Annotated in this window: 17 protein-coding genes; 13 read left to right on the forward strand and 4 right to left on the reverse strand. The window is 70.9% G+C overall.

The window, feature by feature from the left end; genetic code table 11:
• Both OG472_RS17910 and OG472_RS17915 read right to left on the reverse strand, forming a co-directional pair.
• Complete coding sequence (locus OG472_RS17910; RefSeq protein ID WP_405830212.1) at positions 1-807, reverse strand: phosphatase; 807 nt, start codon at positions 805-807, stop codon at positions 1-3.
• Between the two features lie 56 nt (positions 808-863).
• Positions 864-1442, reverse strand: coding sequence for a TetR/AcrR family transcriptional regulator (locus OG472_RS17915; protein ID WP_361770009.1), 579 nt, complete (start codon positions 1440-1442; stop codon positions 864-866).
• 112 nt (positions 1443-1554) lie between these two features.
• On the opposite strand from OG472_RS17915, the gene OG472_RS17920 reads away from it, so the two are divergent.
• From OG472_RS17920 to OG472_RS17965, 10 genes are all read left to right on the forward strand, one after another.
• Positions 1555-3171, forward strand: coding sequence for a carboxyl transferase domain-containing protein (locus OG472_RS17920; RefSeq protein WP_383567527.1), 1617 nt, complete (start codon positions 1555-1557; stop codon positions 3169-3171).
• Between the two features lie 16 nt (positions 3172-3187).
• Complete coding sequence (locus OG472_RS17925) at positions 3188-5212, forward strand: biotin carboxylase N-terminal domain-containing protein (protein ID WP_405941726.1); 2025 nt, start codon at positions 3188-3190, stop codon at positions 5210-5212.
• Entirely contained in the window at positions 5209-6144 is a 936-nt protein-coding gene (locus tag OG472_RS17930) for a hydroxymethylglutaryl-CoA lyase (protein WP_401602166.1), read from the forward strand. The genes OG472_RS17925 and OG472_RS17930 overlap by 4 nt, the downstream gene beginning before the upstream one ends.
• Positions 6145-6151: 7 nt before the next feature.
• A complete protein-coding gene (locus OG472_RS17935; RefSeq protein ID WP_383567536.1) occupies positions 6152-7312 on the forward strand; it encodes an acyl-CoA dehydrogenase family protein in 1161 nt (386 codons plus the stop codon).
• Between the two features lie 143 nt (positions 7313-7455).
• A complete protein-coding gene (locus OG472_RS17940; RefSeq protein ID WP_401602168.1) occupies positions 7456-8493 on the forward strand; it encodes an ABC transporter substrate-binding protein in 1038 nt (345 codons plus the stop codon).
• Between the two features lie 72 nt (positions 8494-8565).
• Positions 8566-9471: a siderophore-interacting protein gene (locus tag OG472_RS17945; protein WP_405941727.1), complete on the forward strand. Its 906-nt coding sequence runs from the start codon at positions 8566-8568 to the stop codon at positions 9469-9471.
• Between the two features lie 147 nt (positions 9472-9618).
• On the forward strand, positions 9619-11109 hold the full coding sequence (locus OG472_RS17950; protein WP_405941728.1) for a pyridoxal phosphate-dependent decarboxylase family protein: 1491 nt from the start codon (positions 9619-9621) through the stop codon (positions 11107-11109).
• Positions 11093-12394, forward strand: a complete 1302-nt coding sequence (locus OG472_RS17955) for a lysine N(6)-hydroxylase/L-ornithine N(5)-oxygenase family protein (protein WP_405941729.1) — start codon at positions 11093-11095, stop codon at positions 12392-12394. The genes OG472_RS17950 and OG472_RS17955 overlap by 17 nt, the downstream gene beginning before the upstream one ends.
• The gene (locus OG472_RS17960; protein ID WP_405830221.1) at positions 12391-12984 is read left to right on the forward strand and encodes a GNAT family N-acetyltransferase; all 594 of its coding nucleotides are present in this window, start codon (positions 12391-12393) and stop codon (positions 12982-12984) included. The genes OG472_RS17955 and OG472_RS17960 overlap by 4 nt, the downstream gene beginning before the upstream one ends.
• Complete coding sequence (locus OG472_RS17965) at positions 12981-14762, forward strand: IucA/IucC family protein (RefSeq protein WP_405941730.1); 1782 nt, start codon at positions 12981-12983, stop codon at positions 14760-14762. The genes OG472_RS17960 and OG472_RS17965 overlap by 4 nt, the downstream gene beginning before the upstream one ends.
• Before the next feature lie 207 nt (positions 14763-14969).
• On the opposite strand, the gene OG472_RS17970 is transcribed toward OG472_RS17965, so the two are convergent.
• Positions 14970-16568, reverse strand: coding sequence for a beta-N-acetylhexosaminidase (locus tag OG472_RS17970; protein ID WP_405941731.1), 1599 nt, complete (start codon positions 16566-16568; stop codon positions 14970-14972).
• Positions 16569-16619: 51 nt separating this feature from the next.
• Here OG472_RS17970 and OG472_RS17975 point away from each other — a divergent pair, with 51 nt between their 5' ends.
• The 3 genes from OG472_RS17975 (at position 16620) to glmS (ending at position 19759) form a co-directional block, all read left to right on the forward strand.
• Positions 16620-17504 (forward strand): DUF4429 domain-containing protein, encoded by an 885-nt coding sequence (locus tag OG472_RS17975; RefSeq protein ID WP_401602180.1) that lies wholly within the window; start codon positions 16620-16622, stop codon positions 17502-17504.
• A gap of 96 nt (positions 17505-17600) precedes the next feature.
• Positions 17601-17876, forward strand: coding sequence for a hypothetical protein (locus OG472_RS17980; RefSeq protein ID WP_030008735.1), 276 nt, complete (start codon positions 17601-17603; stop codon positions 17874-17876).
• A 65-nt stretch (positions 17877-17941) separates the two neighbouring features.
• A complete protein-coding gene (gene glmS / locus OG472_RS17985) occupies positions 17942-19759 on the forward strand; it encodes a glutamine--fructose-6-phosphate transaminase (isomerizing) (RefSeq protein WP_327414143.1) in 1818 nt (605 codons plus the stop codon).
• A gap of 78 nt (positions 19760-19837) precedes the next feature.
• Here glmS and OG472_RS17990 read toward each other — a convergent pair whose 3' ends face one another.
• On the reverse strand, positions 19838-20404 hold the full coding sequence (locus OG472_RS17990) for an acetate uptake transporter (protein ID WP_401602182.1): 567 nt from the start codon (positions 20402-20404) through the stop codon (positions 19838-19840).
• Positions 20405-20457: the final 53 nt, after the last annotated feature.

Raw genomic sequence — 20457 nt, forward strand, 5'->3', positions numbered from 1 at the left:
CTACGCGCCTTGCAGGTCCGCCGCGTTGAGGAGGTACGCGACCAGAGGGTCGTAGAAGCGGGGGTCGCGGACGTGGTCGTCCAGGGGGACCGCCACCTGGAGGGTGCCCTCGGCCTCGCCGAGGAAGAGGGCCGGGTCGTTGCAGTCGGCGTAGCCCACCGCGTCCAGGCCTCGTTGGGCCGCGCAGCCCGCCCAGCCGTGGTCGGCGACGACCAGGTCCGGCTGCGGGCGGTTCTCGGCCGTCAGGCCGTCCAGGATCGCGGCCATCGGCTCCGGGGAGTGGGTGTGCCAGAGCGTGGCGCCCCGCTCCAGCACCGCGACGTCGGCGAACTGCCACACCGAGCCCTCGTCGGCCATCAGGCCCGAGGGGATGACGACGATCTCGCAGCCCGCGGCGCGCAGGGCCGCCGCCGTGGCCCTGTGGACGTCCAGGAGGCCGCCCGGGTGGCCGGTCGCGAAGAGCACGCTCTGCCGGTCCAGCGCCGCCTTGCGCAGCCGCGCCGCCAGCCGGTCCAGGCCCGCCACGGTCAGCTCCGGGTCGATGGTGTCCTGGCCGAACCGGAACGCCGGGTCGTCCACGACCCCGCACCGCTCCGCCATCACCGCGAGCACGTCCTGTTCGTCCGTCCACCGGTCGCCCAGCTCCAGGCCGAGCCAGTAGTGCCGGTCGCCGTTGGCGAGCTTGCGGTAGTGGCTCAGGTTGTTCTCGCGCGGGGTCGCGACCTGTCCCGCGATCCGCGTGCGGACCAGATGGTCGATGAGTTCGGCACGGCTCGGCGTCTCTATCGGCTTCGGCATACGGGCCATTCTGCCGCCGCGCGTGCGGAGGCGGCGCGTCCATTCCGGTCGGCGGACGCCCCGGCTCATGCCGACAGCGCCCCGAACGCCCCGTGCGCGAGCCGGCGCAGCAGCGACTCCGTCGCCTCCCGCCCCAGGGCCGCCAGGTGGGGGGTGGAGTTCAGCAGGCCGAAGACCGCGTGCACGGAGACGCGTACCTCCGCCTCGCCGACCTCCGGGTGCAGTTCCCGTACGACCTCCACCCACAGCTCCACGTACTGGCGCTGCAGCTGCCGTACGAGCTTGCGGTCGGCCTCCCGCAGCCGGTCGAGCTCCCGGTCGTGCAGGGTGATCAGCGCCCGGTCGTCGAGCGCGAAGTCGATGTGCCCGTCGATGAGGGAGGACAGGACCCGCTCCGGGGCGCCCGCCGCCTCCGCCACGCGGTGGCGGCCGCCGGTCAGCAGCCGCTCGCTGATGCCGACGAGCAGCTCGGCCAGCATGGCGTCCTTGCCCGCGAAGTGCCGGTACAGGCCGGGGCCGCTGATGCCCACCGCGGCGCCTATCTCGTCGACGCCGACACCGTGGAATCCGCGCGCGGCGAAGAGGCGGGCGGCCTCACTGAGGATCTGCTCGCGACGGGTGGGGGCGGCCGCTCTGGTGCTCATGGGAAACCATTCTAGACAGGGCCGTTAGCGGTCGTTAACCTAGGCGGCACAGACGTTAACGCTTATTAACAGCGTGTACCGAGCAAGTGGAACGAGCAAGGGAGCTCGACCGATGCAGCAGGCACCAGTGCTGACGAGCGCCGCGGACCCGGCGTCCGAGGCCTGGCGGACCAACGAGGCCGCCCACCGCGAGCTGACCGAGGGCCTGCGCGCCCGGCTCGACGCGGCCCGGCTCGGCGGCGGCGAGAAGGCCCGCGCCCGCCACACCGCCCGGGGCAAGCTCCTTCCGCGCGACCGCGTGGACACCCTCCTCGACCCCGGATCACCCTTCCTGGAGCTGGCCCCGCTGGCCGCCGAGGGCATGTACGGGGGCGCGGCCCCCGCCGCCGGGGTCATCGCGGGCATCGGCCGGGTCAGCGGCCGCGAGTGCGTGATCGTCGCGAACGACGCCACCGTCAAGGGCGGCACGTACTACCCGATGACCGTCAAGAAGCACCTGCGCGCCCAGGAGGTGGCCCTGGAGAACCGTCTCCCCTGCCTCTACCTGGTCGACTCGGGCGGCGCCTTCCTGCCGATGCAGGACGAGGTCTTCCCCGACCGGGAGCACTTCGGCCGCATCTTCTACAACCAGGCGCGCATGTCGGGAGCCGGCATCCCGCAGATCGCCGCCGTCCTCGGCTCCTGCACCGCGGGCGGGGCGTACGTACCGGCCATGAGCGACGAGGCCGTCATCGTCCGCAACCAGGGCACGATCTTCCTCGGCGGCCCGCCGCTGGTGAAGGCCGCCACCGGCGAGGTGGTCACGGCCGAGGAGCTCGGCGGCGGCGAGGTCCACTCCCGGATCTCCGGCGTGACCGACCACCTCGCGGAGGACGACGCGCACGCGCTGCGGATCGTACGGAACATCGTGGCGACCCTCCCCGACCGCGGGGCCCTGCCCTGGTCGGTCGAGGCCCCGGAAGAGCCGAAGGTGGACCCGGCCGGGCTGTACGGCGCGGTCCCCGTCGACTCGCGCACCCCCTACGACGCCCGCGAGATCATCGCGCGGATCGTGGACGGCTCCCGCTTCCAGGAGTTCAAGTCCGAGTTCGGCCAGACGCTGGTCACCGGCTTCGCCCGGATCCACGGACACCCGGTCGGGATCATCGCCAACAACGGCATCCTGTTCGCCGAATCCGCCCAGAAGGGCGCCCACTTCATCGAGCTGTGCGACCAGCGCGGGATCCCGCTCCTCTTCCTCCAGAACATCTCGGGCTTCATGGTCGGCCGGGACTACGAGGCGGGCGGCATCGCCAAGCACGGCGCCAAGATGGTGACGGCGGTGGCTTGCGCCCGCGTCCCGAAGCTGACGGTGGTGGTCGGCGGCTCGTACGGCGCCGGCAACTACTCGATGTGCGGCCGGGCGTACTCCCCCCGCTTCCTGTGGATGTGGCCCAACGCCAAGATCTCCGTGATGGGCGGCGAGCAGGCGGCCTCGGTCCTCGCCACCGTCAAGCGCGACCAGATCGAGGGCGCGGGCCAGGAGTGGCCGGCCGAGGACGAGGAGGCCTTCAAGGCCCCGGTCCGCGCGCAGTACGAGGAGCAGGGCAACGCCTACTACGCCACGGCGCGGCTGTGGGACGACGGGGTCATCGACCCGATGGAGACCCGGCAGGTGCTGGGACTGGCCCTGACCGCGTGCGCGAACGCCCCGCTGGGCGACTCGGGCTTCGGCATCTTCCGTATGTGACGTGAGGACCTCACTGATGTTCAGCACTGTTCTGGTCGCGAACCGCGGCGAGATCGCGGTCCGGGTCATCCGCACGCTGCGGCAGCTCGGCATCCGCTCCGTGGCCGTCTTCAGCGACGCCGACGCGGACGCCCGCCACGTGCGGGAGGCCGACACGGCCGTCCGCATCGGCCCGGCCGCGGCCGCCGAGAGCTACCTGTCGGTGGAGCGGCTCCTCGACGCCGCCCGGCGCACGGGCGCCGAGGCGGTCCACCCGGGCTACGGCTTCCTCGCCGAGAACGCCGCCTTCGCCCAGGCCTGCGCGGACGCCGGGCTGGCCTTCATCGGGCCGCCGGCCTCCGCCATCTCCCTGATGGGCGACAAGATCCGCGCCAAGGAGACGGTGAAGGCCGCCGGGGTCCCGGTCGTGCCCGGCTCCTCGGGCAGCGGGCTGACGGACGCCGAACTGGTCGCGGCCTCCGCGGAGATCGGCATGCCGGTGCTGCTGAAGCCCTCGGCGGGCGGCGGCGGCAAGGGCATGCGGCTGGTCCGCGACGAGGCGGTGCTGGCCGAGGAGATCGCGGCGGCCCGCCGCGAGGCCCGCTCCTCCTTCGGCGACGACACGCTCCTCGTCGAGCGGTGGATCGACCGGCCCCGGCACATCGAGATCCAGGTACTGGCGGACGCCCACGGGAACGTGGTGCACCTCGGCGAGCGCGAGTGCTCGCTGCAGCGCCGGCACCAGAAGGTGATCGAGGAGGCGCCGTCGGTCCTGCTCGACGAGAAGACCCGTGCGGCGATGGGCGCGGCGGCGGTCGACGCGGCCCGCTCCTGCGGGTACGTCGGCGCCGGCACGGTGGAGTTCATCGTCGCGGGCGGCGACCCGTCCTCCTACTACTTCATGGAGATGAACACCCGCCTCCAGGTGGAGCACCCGGTGACGGAGCTGATCACCGGGCTGGACCTGGTGGAGCTCCAGCTGCGGGTGGCGGCGGGCGAGCGGCTGGGCTTCGACCAGTCGGAGGTCCGGCTGACGGGCCACGCGATCGAGGCCCGCGTCTGCGCGGAGGACCCGGCGCGCGGGTTCCTGCCGTCCGGCGGCACGGTCCTGGCCCTCTCGGAGCCGGACGGCGGCGCGGTGCGCACCGACTCCGGGCTCACGGCGGGCGTGCCGGTGGGCTCCACGTACGACCCGATGCTGTCGAAGGTCATCGCGTACGGGCCCGACCGCGCCAGTGCGCTGCGCCTGCTGCGGGGGGCTCTGGCGGACACCGTGATCCTGGGCGTCCAGACGAACGCCGGGTTCCTCCGGAGGCTGCTGGCCCACCCCGACGTGATCTCGGGCGACCTCGACACCGGGCTGGTGGAGCGGGACCTCGCCGAGCTCCTCCCGGAGGGGGTCCCGAACGAGGTGTACGCGGCCGCAGCCCTGCTGGCGCAGCCCCTCACCAAGCCGCGGCAGGAGGGGTGGGTCGACCCCTTCGACGCCGCCAGCGGCTGGCGCCTCGGCGGCACGCCCGCCTGGACGGTGCACCATTTCCGCCTCCCGGGAACGGAGCCCGTCACCATCGAGACGCGGCTCACCGGAGCAGATCCAGCCTCGCCGGCGTTTGAGGCGCGGGGTCTGGGGCAGAGCCCCGGCGCACCGGCGCGAGCCCGGATCCTGGCCCGCACCACCGACACCGTCACCGTCGAACTCGACGGCGTCACCCACCGCTTCAGCCACGCCGCCTCCCCGGAGGGGACCTGGCTCGGCCGCGACGGCGACAGCTGGCACGTCCAGGCGTACGACCCCGTCGCGGCACACCTCAGCGGGGCCGGGCGCGGCGGCGCCGAGACCCTCGCCGCCCCGATGCCCGGCACCGTCACCGTCGTCAAGGTGGCCGTCGGCGACAAGGTGACGGCCGGCCAGGGCCTGCTCGTCGTCGAGGCCATGAAGATGGAGCACGTCATCTCCGCCCCGCACGCCGGCACCGTCACCGAGCTCGACGTGACCCCCGGCACCACGGTCGCGATGGACCAGGTCCTGGCCGTCGTCACCCCGGACGAGGAGGGCGAATGAACCGCCTGCCCATGACCGTCCCGGTCCCCGGCCTCCCGGCCCGGGTCCGGATCCACGAGGTCGGTGCCCGCGACGGCCTCCAGAACGAGAAGAGCGCCGTACCGACCGAGGTCAAGGCGGAGTTCATCCACCGCCTGGCCGCCGCCGGGCTCACGACCGTCGAGGCCACCAGCTTCGTGCACCCCAAGTGGGTTCCGCAGCTGGCCGACGCCGAGGCGCTGTTCCCGCAGCTTGCGGACCTCGACGGGGTCGCCCTGCCCGTCCTCGTCCCCAACGAGCGCGGCCTCGACCGCGCGCTCGCCCTCGGGGCCACCCGCATCGCGGTGTTCGGCTCGGCCACCGAGACCTTCGCCTCCCGCAACCTCAACCGGACCGTCGCCGAGTCGCTCGCCATGTTCGAGCCCGTGGTGGCCCGCGCGAAGCAGGAGCAGGCGCACGTCCGCGGCTATCTCTCGATGTGCTTCGGCGACCCCTGGGAGGGCCCCGTCCCGGTCCACCAGGTCGTACGGGTCGCCAAGTCCCTGCTCGACCTCGGGTGCGACGAGCTGAGCCTCGGCGACACCATCGGCGTCGCCACCCCCGGCCACGTCCGGGAACTGCTCGGCAGCCTGAACGAGGCGGGCGTCGGCACCGACCGCATCGGCGTGCACTTCCACGACACCTACGGCCAGGCCCTCTCCAACACCCTCGCCGCGCTCCAGCACGGCGTGACCACCGTCGACGCCTCCGCAGGCGGCCTCGGCGGATGCCCGTACGCGAAGAGCGCCACCGGCAATCTCGCGACCGAGGACCTGGTGTGGATGCTCGACGGCCTCGGCATCGAGACCGGGGTCGATCTGGCCGCCCTTACCGCCACGAGCGTGTGGATGGCCGAACAGCTGGGGCGACCCAGCCCCTCACGTACCGTCCGCGCCCTCTCCCACAAGGAGTAGTCACACCATGTCCCTCGACCACCGGCTCACCCCTGAGCACGAGGAACTCCGCCGTACCGTCGAGGCGTTCGCGCACGACGTGGTCGCGCCGAAGATCGGCGACCTGTACGAGCGGCATGAGTTCCCCTACGAGATCGTCGCCGAGATGGGCCGCATGGGCCTGTTCGGCCTGCCCTTCCCGGAGGAGTACGGCGGCATGGGCGGCGACTACCTCGCCCTCGGCATCGCCCTGGAGGAGCTCGCCCGCGTCGACTCCTCGGTCGCCATCACCCTGGAGGCCGGGGTCTCCCTCGGCGCCATGCCGATCTACCTCTTCGGCTCGGAGGAGCAGAAGCGGGAGTGGCTGCCGAAGATGTGCTCCGGCGAGATCCTCGGCGCCTTCGGCCTGACCGAGCCCGGCGCGGGCTCCGACGCCGGCGGCACCCGCACCACCGCCGTCAAGGACGGCGACGAGTGGGTCATCAACGGCTCGAAGTGCTTCATCACCAACTCCGGTACGGACATCACCGGTCTGGTCACGGTCACGGCCGTGACGGGCCGCAAGGCGGACGGCCGCCCGGAGATCTCCTCGATCATCGTCCCGTCCGGCACCCCGGGCTTCACGGTGGCCGCCCCCTACTCCAAGGTGGGCTGGAACGCCTCGGACACCCGTGAGCTGTCCTTCGACGGCGTACGGGTGCCCCTCGCCAACCTGGTGGGCGCCGAGGGCCGCGGCTACGCCCAGTTCCTGCGGATCCTCGACGAGGGCCGGATCGCCATCTCGGCGCTCGCGACCGGGCTCGCGCAGGGCTGTGTGGACGAGTCGGTGAAGTACGCCAAGGAGCGGCACGCCTTCGGCAAGGCGATCGGCGACAACCAGGCCATCCAGTTCAAGCTGGCCGACATGGAGATGCGCGCCCACATGGCCCGCATCGGCTGGCGCGACGCGGCCTCCCGGCTGGTGGCCGGCGAGCCCTTCAAGAAGGAGGCGGCGATCGCGAAGCTGTACTCCTCGACGGTCGCCGTCGACAACGCCCGCGAGGCGACCCAGATCCACGGCGGCTACGGGTTCATGAACGAGTACCCGGTGGCCCGCATGTGGCGGGATTCCAAGATCCTGGAGATCGGCGAGGGCACGAGCGAGGTCCAGCGCATGCTGATCGCCCGTGAACTGGGCTTCTCCGCCTAGTCGCAGGGATCGTCCGCGTCCGGGCGGCACGAGGGGGCCCGAAAAAACTTAGGGCCCCCTTACCGATTTCGGCCAAGGTTAGGCTAACCTTCCCCACGAACGGCTCAGTGGCCGCCCGGACACGCACGAAAACGGACATCGACATGCCCAAGTCCCGAACCTCCTCCCTCACCCGTCGCGGATTCATCGCGGCGGGCGGCGCCCTCGGCCTCGTCGCGGCGCTCGCCGCGTGCGGCGGCACCGACTCGGCGAAGGGTGACGGCGGCAAGGACAACGGCGCCGCGGCCTCCGGCCCCTGGACCTTCAAGGACGACCTCGGCAACGACGTCAGCACCAAGTCCAAGCCGAAGAACATCGTCGCCTTCACCGGCACCGCCGCCGCGCTGTACGACTACGGCATCCCGGTCAAGGGCGTCTTCGGCCCGACCAAGACCGCCGACGGCAAGCCCGACGTCCAGGCCGGCTCGATGGACATCTCCAAGGTCGAGATCCTCGGCAACGTCTACGACGACTTCAACGTCGAGAAGTACGCGGCCCTCCAGCCCGAACTGCTCGTCACCAACAGCTGGGACGGCACCTACTGGTACGTTCCGGAGGCCTCCAAGGACAAGATCCTGAAGCTGGCCCCGGCCGCCGCGATCAAGGTGGGCGGCGACGTCACCCTCGACAAGGCCCTGGAGCGCACCGCGGACCTCGCCAAGTCCCTGGGCGCCGACATGAACGCCAAGTCCACCGTCGACGCGAAGGCCCGCTTCGACGCCGCCGCCGCGAAGGTGCGCGAGGCCACCAAGGCCAACCCGGGCGTCAAGGTGCTCGTGGGCTCCGGCTCCGCGGACCTCTTCTACGTCTCCACTGCGGACACCTCGGCCGACCTGAAGTACTTCAAGCAGCTCGGCGTCGAGTTCGTCACCCCGGAGAAGCTGGACGAGGGCGGCTTCTTCGAGAGCCTCAGCTGGGAGAACGCCGGCAAGTACAAGGCCGACGTCGTCCTGCTCGACAACCGCACCGGCACCCTGCAGCCGGAGGAGCTGAAGGCGAAGGCCACCTGGGCCGAGCTCCCGGCGGTCAAGGCCGGCCAGATCACCCCGCGCGTCACCGAGCCGATCTTCTCGTACGCCAAGTGCGCCCAGATCCTCGAGGACCTCGCGAAGTCCATCCAGAACGCCAAGAAGGTCAGCTGACCCGGTCGACCCGCGGCGCCCGGTGACCCCGGGCGCCCGCAGGCCGTTCCGACTTCCAGGGGGATCCTCCGCATGACCGTCACCGCGTCCGACGACACCGCTCCGGCCGTCGCCCACTTCCGCTTCTTCGCGCTCGAAGTGGTCCGCACGCGCCGCCTCGGCCACTCGTTCCTGCGGGTCACGTTCGGCGGGGAGTCCCTCGCGGGCTTCCGCTCGGGCGGCTTCGACCAGAGCCTGTCGCTCTTCCTGCCCCCGCCCGGCCGGGAGCACACCGTGCTCCAGGCCACGGACGAGGACACCTGGTTCGCCGCGTGGCGCGGGATGCCGGACGAGGAGCGGCCGGTGATGCGCTCCTACACGGTGCGCGAGCAGCGCCGTACGCCCGAGGGAGCGGTCGAGGTCGACATCGACTTCGTCCTCCACGGCGATGCGTCCCCGGCCTCCCGCTGGGCCGGGCAAGCGGTCGCCGGCCGCCGGATCATGGCCATCGGCCCGGCCGTCGCGGAGAACAAGTCCGTACGCTTCCAGCCGCCGGCCGACACCGACGCGATCTGGATGTACGCGGACGAGACCGCCCTGCCGGCCGCGGCCGCGATCCTGGACCGACTGGCCGCCGGGACCCGGGTCCGGGCCTGGTTCGAGGTCCCGCACGAGGACGACCGGATCGTGCTGGACACGCTCGCCGACGCGGACATCAGCTGGATCGTGCGCGAGGGCCACGGCCGGGAGCGCACCGAGCAGGTGCTGAGCGTGCTGCGCTCGGCCGAACCGCCCGCCGCCGAAGTCCCGTACGTCTGGCTGGCGGGCGAGGCGGGCACCATTCGCGCGGTGCGCCGCCACTTCGTGCAGGAACGATCCGTCGACCGCCGCGCGGTGCGGTTCACCGGCTACTGGCGGCTCGGCGCGAGCGAGGAGCAGCTCCTCGCCGAGGCGTACGCCGGCAAGGCCCCGAGCGAGGACCCGGCGTCCGAGCTGTAGTCGACACCCGTATTCCATAACGCAGTTGAGGATGGGCCCTGGCTTTCAGCCAGGGCCCATCCTCATTTGTCTTATTAGCTTAGGTTAGGCTAACCTAAACACCACACACCCCACCCTCCCCTTCTCCCCCTGCCCGGAGGAAAGTTGATGCGCTCGCATCTGCTGAACGAGACGACTGCGGACCTCTACCGGCGTTCCGTCACCGAGGGCGTCGACCGTGTCGCCGCCAAACTCGCGACCACGGAACGGCCCCACACCGGTATATCCGTCGACGAACTCGCCCCGGTCATCAACGGGATCGACCTGGACAAGCCGCTCGCGGACGCGGCCGCCGTCCTGGACGAGCTGGAGGACGTCTACCTGCGCGACGCGGTGTACTTCCACCACCCGCGCTACCTCGGGCACCTCAACTGCCCTGTCGTGATCCCCGCGGTGCTCGGCGAGGCGGTCCTCTCGGCCGTCAACTCCTCACTCGACACCTGGGACCAGTCGATCGGCGGCACGCTGATCGAGCGCCGCCTCATCGACTGGACCGCCCAGCGCATCGGCCTCGGCCCCGCCGCGGACGGCATCTTCACCTCCGGCGGCAGCCAGTCCAACTTCCACGCCCTGCTGCTCGCCCGCGACGAGGCCTGCCGGATCGTCATGAAGCGCGCCCTGGACCAGGGCGCCGAGCTCACCAAGGCCGAACTCCTCCCCAAACTGCGCATCTTCACCTCCGAGGCCAGCCACTTCAGCGTGCAGAAGTCGGCCGCCATGCTCGGCCTCGGCTACGAGGCCGTCATCTCGGTGCCCGTCGACCGCAACCGCCGGATGGACACCGCGGTGCTCGCCCTGGAGCTCGAGGAGTGCGCCGCCGAGGGCCTCTTCCCCATGGCCGTCGTCGCCACCGCCGGCACCACCGACTTCGGGTCCATCGATCCGCTCCCCGAGATCGCCCGCCTGACCGCCGAGCACTCCGCGTGGATGCACGTGGACGCCGCCTACGGCTGCGGACTGCTGGTCTCCCCCACCCGTCGGCACCTCCTCGACGGCATCGAGCACGCCGCCTCGGTCACGGTCGACTACCACAAGTCGTTCTTCCAGCCGGTCAGCTCCAGCGCGATGCTGGTCCGCGACCGCGACACCCTCAAGCACGCCACGTACCACGCGGACTACCTCAACCCGCGCCGCATGGCGGAGGAGCGCATCCCCAACCAGGTCGACAAGTCCATCCAGACCACGCGCCGCTTCGACGCGCTCAAGCTCTGGATGACCCTGCGCGTCATGGGAGCCGACGGCGTCGGCTCGCTCTTCGACGAGGTCATCGACCTGGCCGCCGCCGGCTGGGACGTCATCGACGCCGACCCGCGCTTCGAGGTCGTCGTCAAGCCGCAGATCTCCACCCTCGTCTTCCGCTTCCTGCCCGGCGAGGAGGTCCCCGCCGACCTCCTCGACGAGGCCCAGCTCCACGCCCGCAAGGCGCTCTTCGCCTCCGGCGAGGCCGTCGTCGCCGGGACGAAGGTGGACGGGAAGCAGTACCTGAAGTTCACCCTCCTCAACCCGCAGACCACGACGGCCGACATCGCTGCCGTCCTCGACCTCCTCGCCGCACACGCCGAGCAGTTCCTGGGAGAATCCCTTGCCGTCCACCACTGAGCCCCACGACTTCATCGGTATCGGCCTCGGTCCCTTCAACCTGGGACTCGCCTGCCTCACCGCGCCGATCGACGAGCTGGACGGCCTGTTCATCGAGTCGAAGCCGCACTTCGAGTGGCACGCGGGGATGTTCCTGGACGGCGCCCACCTGCAGACGCCGTTCATGTCGGACCTCGTCACCCTCGCCGACCCGACGTCGCCCTTCTCCTTCCTGAACTACCTGAAGGACAAGGACCGGCTGTACTCGTTCTACATCCGGGAGAACTTCTACCCGCTGCGCGCCGAGTACAACGACTACTGCCGCTGGGCCGCCGACCGGCTCGACAACGTCCTGTACTCGACCTCCGTCACCGAGGTCACCTACGACGAGCAGGCCGGTCTCTACGAGGTCCGCACGGACAAGGGCGAGACCCACCGGGCCCGCCGCCTGGTCCTGGGCACCGGCACCCCGCCCTTCGTCCCGGAGGCCTGCGCCGGCCTCGGCGGCGACTTCCTGCACAACTCCGCCTACATGCATAACAAGGCGGAGCTGCAGAAGAAGAAGTCCATCACGCTGATCGGCTCCGGCCAGAGCGCGGCCGAGATCTACTACGACCTCCTCGCCGAGATCGACACGTACGGCTACCAGCTCAACTGGGTCACGCGCTCCCCGCGGTTCTTCCCGCTGGAGTACACGAAGCTGACGCTGGAGATGACCTCCCCCGAGTACGTGGACTACTTCCACGCCCTCCCCGAGGACACCCGCTACCGGCTGGAGACCCAGCAGAAGAACCTCTTCAAGGGCATCGACGGCGACCTGATCAACGCCATCTTCGACCTGCTCTACCAGAAGAGGATCACCATGCCGGGGCAGGTGCCGACCACCCTGCTGACCAACACCTCCCTGAACAGCACGGCATACGACACCACCACGGGCACCTACACCCTGGGGCTGCGCCAGGAGGAGCAGGAGCGGGACTTCACCCTCGCCTCCGAGGGCCTGGTCCTGGCCACCGGCTACAAGTACCAGGTGCCCGAGTTCCTCGCCCCGGTGCGCGACCGGCTGAACTTCGACGGCCACGGCCGCCTCGACGCCGGCCGCAACTACAGCGTCGACACCACGGGCCGCGGGGTGTACCTCCAGAACGGCACGACCCACAACCACTCCCTGACCTCGCCCGACCTCGGCATGGCCGCGTACCGCAACGCCTACATCGTGGGCGAGCTCCTCGGCCGCGAGTACTACAAGGTCGAGAAGTCCATCGCGTTCCAGCAGTTCGCCGCCCCGGAAGGCACGCACGCATGAGCACCACCACCGGTGAGATCCTCTTCACCCGCACCGACGCGGCCCTCGGGACCTTCGCCATCCGCCCGCTGGACCCCTTCGCCGACGCGGAGCTGCTGCACGGCTGGGTCACGCACCCCAAGGCCTCGTTCTGGATGATGCAGGACGCCTCGCTGCCGGACGTCGAGCGCGAGTACATGCGGATCGCCGCGCACGAGCACCACCAGGCCTTCATCGGCCTCCACGAGGGCCGCCCGGCCTTCCTGATGGAGAGCTACGACCCGGGCGAGCTGGAACTGGTCGGCCTGTACGACGCCCAGCCCGGCGACGTCGGCATGCACTTCCTGGTCGCGCCGAGCGACCAGCCCCTCAGCGGCTTCACCCGCGCCGTGATCACCACGGTGATGGCCGCCCTCTTCGCCGACCCGCAGACGAAGCGGGTCGTCGTCGAGCCGGACGTCCGCAACACGGCGGTGCACACCCTCAACGCGGTGGTCGGTTTCGCACCCGAGCGCGAGATCCGCAAGCCGGAGAAGGAAGCCCTCCTCAGCTTCTGCACCCGCGCCCAGTTCGAAGCAGCCACCGGCATCACCCAGGAAGTGTCGATATGAGCCTGGCCGACGCCGTCTCCCACCTCTCCCCCGAGCTGTGGGCCCGCGCGAACCGCGCGCTGGTCCGCAAGGCCCTCGCGGAGTTCTCCCACGAACGCCTCCTGACACCGAAGCCGCTGGGCGACTCCTGGTACTCGGTCCTGAGCGACGACTCCGCGGTGGAGTACCGGTTCAAGGCCGTCCTGCACGCCCTCGACCACTGGTCGGTGGACGAGTCCTCGGTCACCCGCCTGCAGGACGGCGCCGAGCTCCCGCTGGACGCCCTCGACTTCCACATCGAGCTGCGCGAGGCGCTGGGCCTGAGCCCGGAGGTCCTGCCCGTCTACCTGGAGGAGATCTCCTCCACCCTGGCCGGCACGGGCTTCAAGTACACGAAGCCGCAGATCTCCTCCGACGTCCTCGCGAAGTCCTCCTTCCAGGACATCGAGACGGGCATGACCGAGGGCCACCCCTGCTTCGTGGCGAACAACGGCCGCCTCGGCTTCGGCGTGCACGAGTACCTCTCGTACGCCCCGGAGACTGCGAGCCCCGTTCACCTGGTGTGGGTGGCGGCCCGCAAGGACGTCTCCACCTTCACGGCGGGCGCGGGCCTGGACCACGACTCCTTCGTCCGCGCCGAGCTGGGCGAGGAGGCGATCGCCGGCTTCGCGGCGCAGCTGGAGGCCCTGGGCCTGGACCTGGCCGACTACCACCTGCTGCCGGTCCACCCCTGGCAGTGGTGGAACAAGACCACGGTCACCTTCGCCGCCGAGATCGCCAACCGCCGCCTCGTGCTGCTGGGCGAGGGCTCGGACGCGTACCTGGCGCAGCAGTCGATCCGTACGTTCTTCAACCAGAGCGCGCCGGAGAAGCACTACGTCAAGACGGCCATCTCGGTGCTCAACATGGGCTTCATGCGCGGTCTCTCGGCCGCCTACATGGAGGCCACGCCGGCTATCAACGACTGGCTGCACCAGCTGATCGAGGGCGACGAGGTCCTGCAGTCGGTGGACTTCTCGATCATCCGCGAGCGCGCGGCGATCGGCTACCACCACCGCCAGTACGAGCGCGCCACCGACCGCTACTCCCCCTACCGCAAGATGCTGGCCGCGCTGTGGCGCGAGTCCCCCGTCAACTCCCTCAAGGGCGACGAGCGGCTCGCCACCATGGCCTCGCTCCTGCACGTCGACGCCGAGGGCAAGTCCTTCGTCGGCGCCCTGATCGAGGAGTCGGGCCTGACTCCGCAGGAGTGGCTGCGCCACTACCTCCGGGCCTACCTGGTCCCGCTCCTGCACTGCTTCTACCAGTACGACCTCGCGTACATGCCGCACGGCGAGAACACGATCCTCGTCATCGAGGGCGGCGTGGTGAAGCGGGCGATCTTCAAGGACATCGCCGAGGAGATCGTGGTCATGGACCCGGACGCGGTGCTGCCGCCGGCGGTCGAGCGGATCCGGGCGGACATCCCGGAGGACATGAAGCTGCTGTCCGTCTTCACGGACGTGTTCGACTGCTTCTTCCGCTTCCTGGGCCCGATCCTGGCGACGGAGGGCATCTGCGAGGAGGACACCTTCTGGCGGGCGGTGGCCGACTGCGGCCACGCGTACCAGGAGTCGATGCCGCAGCTCGCGGAGCGCTTCGCGCGGTACGACCTGTTCGCGGAGGAGTTCCAGCTGTCCTGCCTGAACCGCCTGCAGCTGCGGAACAACAAGCAGATGGTCGACCTCTCCGACCCGTCCGCCGCCCTGCAGCTGATCGGCACCCTCAAGAACCCCGTCGCGGCCTTCGCCCGGCGGTGATCCGGGGCCGGGCAGGCGGTCGATACGGTCCCTCGACCGCCTGCCCCTCCCCACGTGACCGTTCCCGAAACCGGAGGCGGCTTCCGCAGCACCCCCGTGCCCGCGGAAGCCGCCTCCGGCTCTTCGGACGCCCCCGCCGCCCGCTCGGTTCCCAGTGTGGCCCGGCAGAAGGATGCCGTGGAGTCGATTTCTAGAAATGTTTTCTAGTTACTGCGCCCATGGCACGTCCGGGGCCCGGTAGAAGCCGATGCCCTGCGCATCGAGACGCGGCTCCTGGGCCGCCAGGCGGCGGCTGTACGAGGTCCAGTCCAGCGCGCCCGCCGGGGACCAGCCGAGCTCCGCCAGGCCCAGGACCCGCGGGAACGCCATCAGCTCCCAGTCGGCCCGCGTCGCGACGTTCTCCGTCCACAGCGGGGCCTCCACGCCCAGGACGGCGGACTCCGGGACCCCGGCCAGGTAGGCCCCCGGGTTCCAGGAGTAGGCCCGCCGCACCGGTACGTACCCGGCCCACGCCAGCCCCGGCTTCGTCGCCGCCTCGTACTTCATGTCCAGATACAGCCGGTCCGCCGGCGACAGGACCAGCCGGTGCCCGGCCTTCGCCGCCGCCACCACGGCCGCCCGGTCCGCGGCCGAGGTCTTGTCGTGGCCCCAGTACTGCAGCACCGCCCCCTGCGCCGGCCGCGCCGCCGCCAGCTGGTGCCAGCCCATCACCGTCTTCCCGTACCGGCCCACCACCGCCTGCGCACGGTCCATGAAGGCCGCGTAGTCCGCCGCCGGCGTCACGTGCGCCTCGTCGCCGCCGATGTGCAGGTAGCGGCCCGGGGTCAGCGCCGCCAGCTCGCCGAGCACCTCGTCGATGAACTCGTACGTCCGCTCCTTGCCGATGCACAGCGAGCTGAAGCCCACCTTCGTCCCCGTGTACCGCTCCGGGGCCTTCCCGTCGCAGTTCAGCTCGGCGTAGGAGGCGAGCGCCGCGTTCACGTGCCCCGGCATGTCGATCTCCGGGACCACGTCCACGTACCGCTCCCCCGCGTAGGCCACCAGCTCCCGGTACTCGTCCTTCGTCCAGTGCCCGCCGGGACCGCCGCCGACCTCGCTGCCGCCCCCGTACTCCGCCAGCCGCGGCCAGGAGTCGACCGCGAGCCGCCACCCCTGGTCGTCGGTCAGGTGCAGGTGCAGCGTGTTGACCTTGTACTGGGCGAGCTGGTCCACGTACCGCTTGACCTGCTCCACCGAGAAGAAGTGCCGCGCGATGTCGACCATCGCCCCCCGGTACGCGAAGCGCGGCCGGTCCGTGACCGTCCCGCCCGGCACCGTCCCGGGACCGGCCGCCGGCACCAGCTGCCGCAGCGTCTGCCCCGCACGGAAGAGGCCGGCCGGGGTCCGCGCGGTGAGGGTGATCCCGCCGGGGCCGGACTCCAGCCGGTACCCCTCCTCCCCCAGCCCTTCGGCCTCCTCGTCGATGCCGAGCCGGATCCCGTCCCCCTGCACCCCGTCGACCACCGGCAGCGGCAGCCCGCTCGGGCCGCGCAGCTGCTCCGCGAGGAGCTCGCCCACCCGGCGGACCTCCTCGTCCGCCCCCCGGCCGGTACGGATGACCGTGCCGGGCCCGAAGGAGTAGCCGGGCCCTTCGGCGCGCACCGAGAGGGGCGCCGGCAGCAGCCGCTCGAAGGGGGCGAGGGCCGCGGGCGGATCGTCGCCGGGCCTGGCGTCGTCCCCGTGGGCCGCGGTGCAGGAAGCGGAACCACCGAGGACACCGAGGGCGAGGAGGGTGCCGAGCGTGCGTCGCAGTCGCAGGACTCTCATGGCCCAGGTATAGGCCAACTGGCCCGTCCGTGACGGTGGGAGAATCGCCGGATGGCGGAAATCATCCAGAAGGACGGCACTTGGAGTTTCGACGGGGACGCGGTGCGCATCGTGCCGGGCCGCGACAAGGGGGTGGCGCTGTTGCGGCAGACCCTCGGCGAGGTGGTCGTACCGCTGCGCGCGCTCGCGGGGATCTCGTACGAGCCGAGCCGCAAGGCGGGCCGGCTCCGGCTCCGGCTGCGTGACGGCGCGGACCCATTGCTCCAGGTGACGGGCGGACGCCTGCCGGAGGCCTCCGACCCGTACCGGCTGACCGTGGAGTCGGACCGCAGCGGGGTCGCGGAGTACTTCGTGGACGAGGTCCGCAACGCCCTGCTGCTGGACCAGGTGGACCCCGGCCCGGTGGACACCTACCTGCTGCCGGGGCCGCCCGTGCCGATCGCGGTGGGCGCGGGCGACGGGACGGCGGCCTTCGACGGCGACCGGGTGGCCCTGGACTGGAACTGGACGACGGAGGAGGCCAAGCGCTCCGGCGGACCGCGCGAATTCCGGATCGCCGATCTGCGCACCGTGGAGTGGTCCCCGTCGAAGGGCCTGGAGAACGGCTGGCTGCGCTTCACCCTGACGGGCGCCCCGCCGGCCCCGGCGCCCAAGTACGACCCGCACACCGTGGAGCTCTTCGGCTTCAAGAAGGACCCGCTGATGGCTCTGGTCGCGGCGGCCGTGGCCGTACGGATGCCCCACCCGGCGGCTCCCCAGGAGGGCCCGGCCGACGCGGTCGCCGCGCCCGCGGAGCTCTCCTCGGCGGCGGCCCCCGCCGAGGACCACGACGCCCTGCTGCGGCGGCTGCGCGAGCTGGGCGATCTGCACCAGGCGGGGGTCCTGACGGCCGAGGAATTCGCCGCGGCGAAACAGGCTGTTTTGCGGCGTTTCTAACCGGACCGACCCATTCCTTGGTCCAGACCAGTGGGATCCTGCCCGATTTCGGGCAGGATCTTTGCGTTCGGCGCCATTAGCCGCCAATATCTACGAGTGCTCGATCGCCGCCCGTCGCATGACGACCTCGTCGACCACCTGGTGCGCAGCACCGCGCTGCAGCGCGGCGAGGCCGCCCGGGTGGTGCTGGACGTGCTCGCCTACTTCGACGAGACGACCGAGGAGTTCGTCCGCCGCCGCCACCGGGAACTGCAGTCCGGCGGAGCGGTCAACGCGGAGATCTTCGAGCGGATCGCGGCCGAGCTGCCGCACCGCGCCGTGGCGCCTCCGGAGCTCTCGCTCCGGCAGCTGCGCCGCATCGTCTACGGCTGAGCCGGCGGCCGCGGGCGCGGCTGCGGGCGGGTACACGAACCGAACTTCAGGAGGGGCAAAACCGTATGTGCGGAATCGTCGGTTACATCGGCAAGCGTGACGTGGCACCACTGCTGCTGGAGGGCCTGCAGCGGCTGGAGTACCGCGGATACGACTCCGCGGGCATCGTCGTGAACAGCCCGAAGGCGTCCACCCTGAAGGTGGTCAAGGCCAAGGGCCGCGTCCGTGAGCTGGAGTCCCGCGTCCCCAAGCGCTTCACCGGCACCACCGGCATCGCCCACACCCGCTGGGCCACGCACGGCGCCCCGAGCGACATCAACTCGCACCCGCACCTCGACGCCGAGAACAAGGTCGCCGTCGTCCACAACGGCATCGTCGACAACGCCTCCGAGCTGCGCGCCAAGCTCGAGGCCGACGGCGTCGTCTTCGTGTCGGAGACCGACACCGAGGTCATCGTCCACCTGATCGCCCGCTCCGAGGCCGACTCCCTGGAGGAGAAGGTCCGCGAGGCCGTCAAGGCGATCGAGGGCACCTACGGCATCGCCGTCATGCACGCCGACTTCGCCGACCGCATCGTCGTCGCCCGCAACGGCTCCCCGGTCGTCCTCGGCATCGGCGAGAAGGAGATGTTCGTCGCCTCGGACGTCGCCGCCCTGGTCGCCCACACCCGCCAGGTCGTCACCCTCGACGACGGCGAGATGGCCACCCTCAAGGCCGACGACTTCCGCACCTACACCACCAGCGGTGCCACCACCACCGCCACGCCGGAGACCGTGGAGTGGGAGGCCGCCTCCTACGACATGGGCGGCCACGACACGTACATGCACAAGGAGATCTCCGAGCAGCCCGACGCGGTCGACCGCGTGCTGCGCGGCCGGATCGACGACCGCTTCAACACCGTGCACCTGGGCGGCCTGAACCTGGACCCGCGCGAGGCGCGCGGCATCCGCCGGGTCAAGATCCTCGGCTGCGGCACCTCGTACCACGCGGGCCTCATCGGCGCCGGCCTCATCGAGGGCATGGCCCGCATCCCCGCGGACGCCGAGCCGGCCTCCGAGTTCCGCTACCGCAACCCGGTCGTGGACCCCGACACCCTCTACATCGCCGTCTCCCAGTCCGGTGAGACGTACGACGTGCTCGCGGCGGTGCAGGAGCTCAAGCGCAAGGGCGCCCGCGTCCTCGGCGTGGTCAACGTGGTCGGCTCCGCGATCGCCCGCGAGGCCGACGGCGGCGTGTATGTGCACGCCGGCCCCGAGGTCTGCGTCGTCTCCACCAAGTGCTTCACCAACACGGTCGTGGCCTTCGCGCTGCTCGCCGTGCACCTGGGCCGCATCCGGGACCTCTCGGTCACCGACGGCAAGCGGATCATCGAGGGCCTGCGCAAGCTGCCCGCGCAGATCCAGGAGATCCTCGACGGCGAAGAGGACATCAAGAAGCTGGCCGCCGAGTTCGCCGAGGCCAAGTCGATGATGTTCATCGGCCGGGTGCGCGGCTACCCGGTGGCCCTGGAGGCCTCCCTCAAGCTGAAGGAGATCTCCTACATCCACGCCGAGGCCTACCCGGCCTCCGAGCTCAAGCACGGTCCCCTCGCCCTGATCGAGCCCTCGCTCCCGACGGTCGCGATCGTCCCGGACGACGACCTGCTGGAGAAGAACCGCGCGGCGCTGGAGGAGATCAAGGCCCGCAGCGGCCGGATCCTGGCGGTCGCCCACCGCGAGCAGGAGAAGGCGGACCACACCATCGTGGTCCCGAAGAACGAGGACGAGCTGGACCCGATCCTGATGGGCATCCCGCTCCAGCTGCTGGCGTACCACACGGCCCTGGCCATGGGCCGGGACATCGACAAGCCGCGCAACCTGGCGAAGTCGGTCACGGTCGAGTAGCCGACGGCCCCCCGTCACACGAATCGACCCCCGTGCGCCGTGCGCACGGGGGTCGATCCCTTTGGATCCCTGCGGTGCTCAGCTCGCGGCGACCGCGCCGCGCCGGGACTTGCCGACGGCCATCGGCCAGTGCGCCAGGGCCGCGGTGGCCCCGTACCAGGCCAGCAGCCCGGACACGGCGGCGACCCAGCCGCCCGCCTTGGCGAGCCCGCCGCTGTCCATGAACGAACCTATCGCCAGCAGGACGAGCGAGAGGGTCAGCAGGCCGTAGACGCCCTGGCCGAACAGACCGCTCGCGGCGGCGAGGGTGAGGGTCAGCGCGAGCATCGCGAACAGGACAAGAAACGTTCCGGCGGCTTCGTCGGAGACCGAGGCTCCCGCGCCCTTGGCCCACGTGAACCAGAAGATGCCGAGGCCCGCGAACGCGGTGCCGTTGAACCCGTTGCCGCCGCGGTACTCGAGGAGCCCGAGGAGGAACAGGGCCGCGCCGCCGACGTACATCGCGAGCGACACGGAACTGGCAGCGGACACGCCGTCGATGACACCGGTGTGGCCGATACCGAATGCGAGAAGGGTGAGACCCAGGGCGATGTTCCCGAGGGTCGAAGTCGAGGCCGTGCTTCCCGCAGAGACACCATTGTCCACGGCGGGCTCCCTTCGATCTGCAGTTGTTTGCTGCGTCCCAGCAGCATTTATCT

Origin of the sequence: Streptomyces sp. NBC_00207, assembly GCF_045160965.1 — a bacterium.
Classification (GTDB): Bacteria; Actinomycetota; Actinomycetes; order Streptomycetales; family Streptomycetaceae; genus Streptomyces.

Bases quoted from the DNA above. Each gene is read 5' to 3' on its own strand.
- OG472_RS17910 (WP_405830212.1), bottom strand. From the start codon at position 807: ATGGCCCGTATGCCGAAGCCGATAGAGACGCCGAGCCGTGCCGAACTC.
- OG472_RS17915 (WP_361770009.1), bottom strand. From the start codon at position 1,442: ATGAGCACCAGAGCGGCCGCCCCCACCCGTCGCGAGCAGATCCTCAGT.
- OG472_RS17920 (WP_383567527.1), top strand. From the start codon at position 1,555: ATGCAGCAGGCACCAGTGCTGACGAGCGCCGCGGACCCGGCGTCCGAG.
- OG472_RS17925 (WP_405941726.1), top strand. From the start codon at position 3,188: ATGTTCAGCACTGTTCTGGTCGCGAACCGCGGCGAGATCGCGGTCCGG.
- OG472_RS17930 (WP_401602166.1), top strand. From the start codon at position 5,209: ATGAACCGCCTGCCCATGACCGTCCCGGTCCCCGGCCTCCCGGCCCGG.
- OG472_RS17935 (WP_383567536.1), top strand. From the start codon at position 6,152: ATGTCCCTCGACCACCGGCTCACCCCTGAGCACGAGGAACTCCGCCGT.
- OG472_RS17940 (WP_401602168.1), top strand. From the start codon at position 7,456: ATGCCCAAGTCCCGAACCTCCTCCCTCACCCGTCGCGGATTCATCGCG.
- OG472_RS17945 (WP_405941727.1), top strand. From the start codon at position 8,566: ATGACCGTCACCGCGTCCGACGACACCGCTCCGGCCGTCGCCCACTTC.
- OG472_RS17950 (WP_405941728.1), top strand. From the start codon at position 9,619: ATGCGCTCGCATCTGCTGAACGAGACGACTGCGGACCTCTACCGGCGT.
- OG472_RS17960 (WP_405830221.1), top strand. From the start codon at position 12,391: ATGAGCACCACCACCGGTGAGATCCTCTTCACCCGCACCGACGCGGCC.
- OG472_RS17965 (WP_405941730.1), top strand. From the start codon at position 12,981: ATGAGCCTGGCCGACGCCGTCTCCCACCTCTCCCCCGAGCTGTGGGCC.
- OG472_RS17970 (WP_405941731.1), bottom strand. From the start codon at position 16,568: ATGAGAGTCCTGCGACTGCGACGCACGCTCGGCACCCTCCTCGCCCTC.
- OG472_RS17975 (WP_401602180.1), top strand. From the start codon at position 16,620: ATGGCGGAAATCATCCAGAAGGACGGCACTTGGAGTTTCGACGGGGAC.
- glmS (WP_327414143.1), top strand. From the start codon at position 17,942: ATGTGCGGAATCGTCGGTTACATCGGCAAGCGTGACGTGGCACCACTG.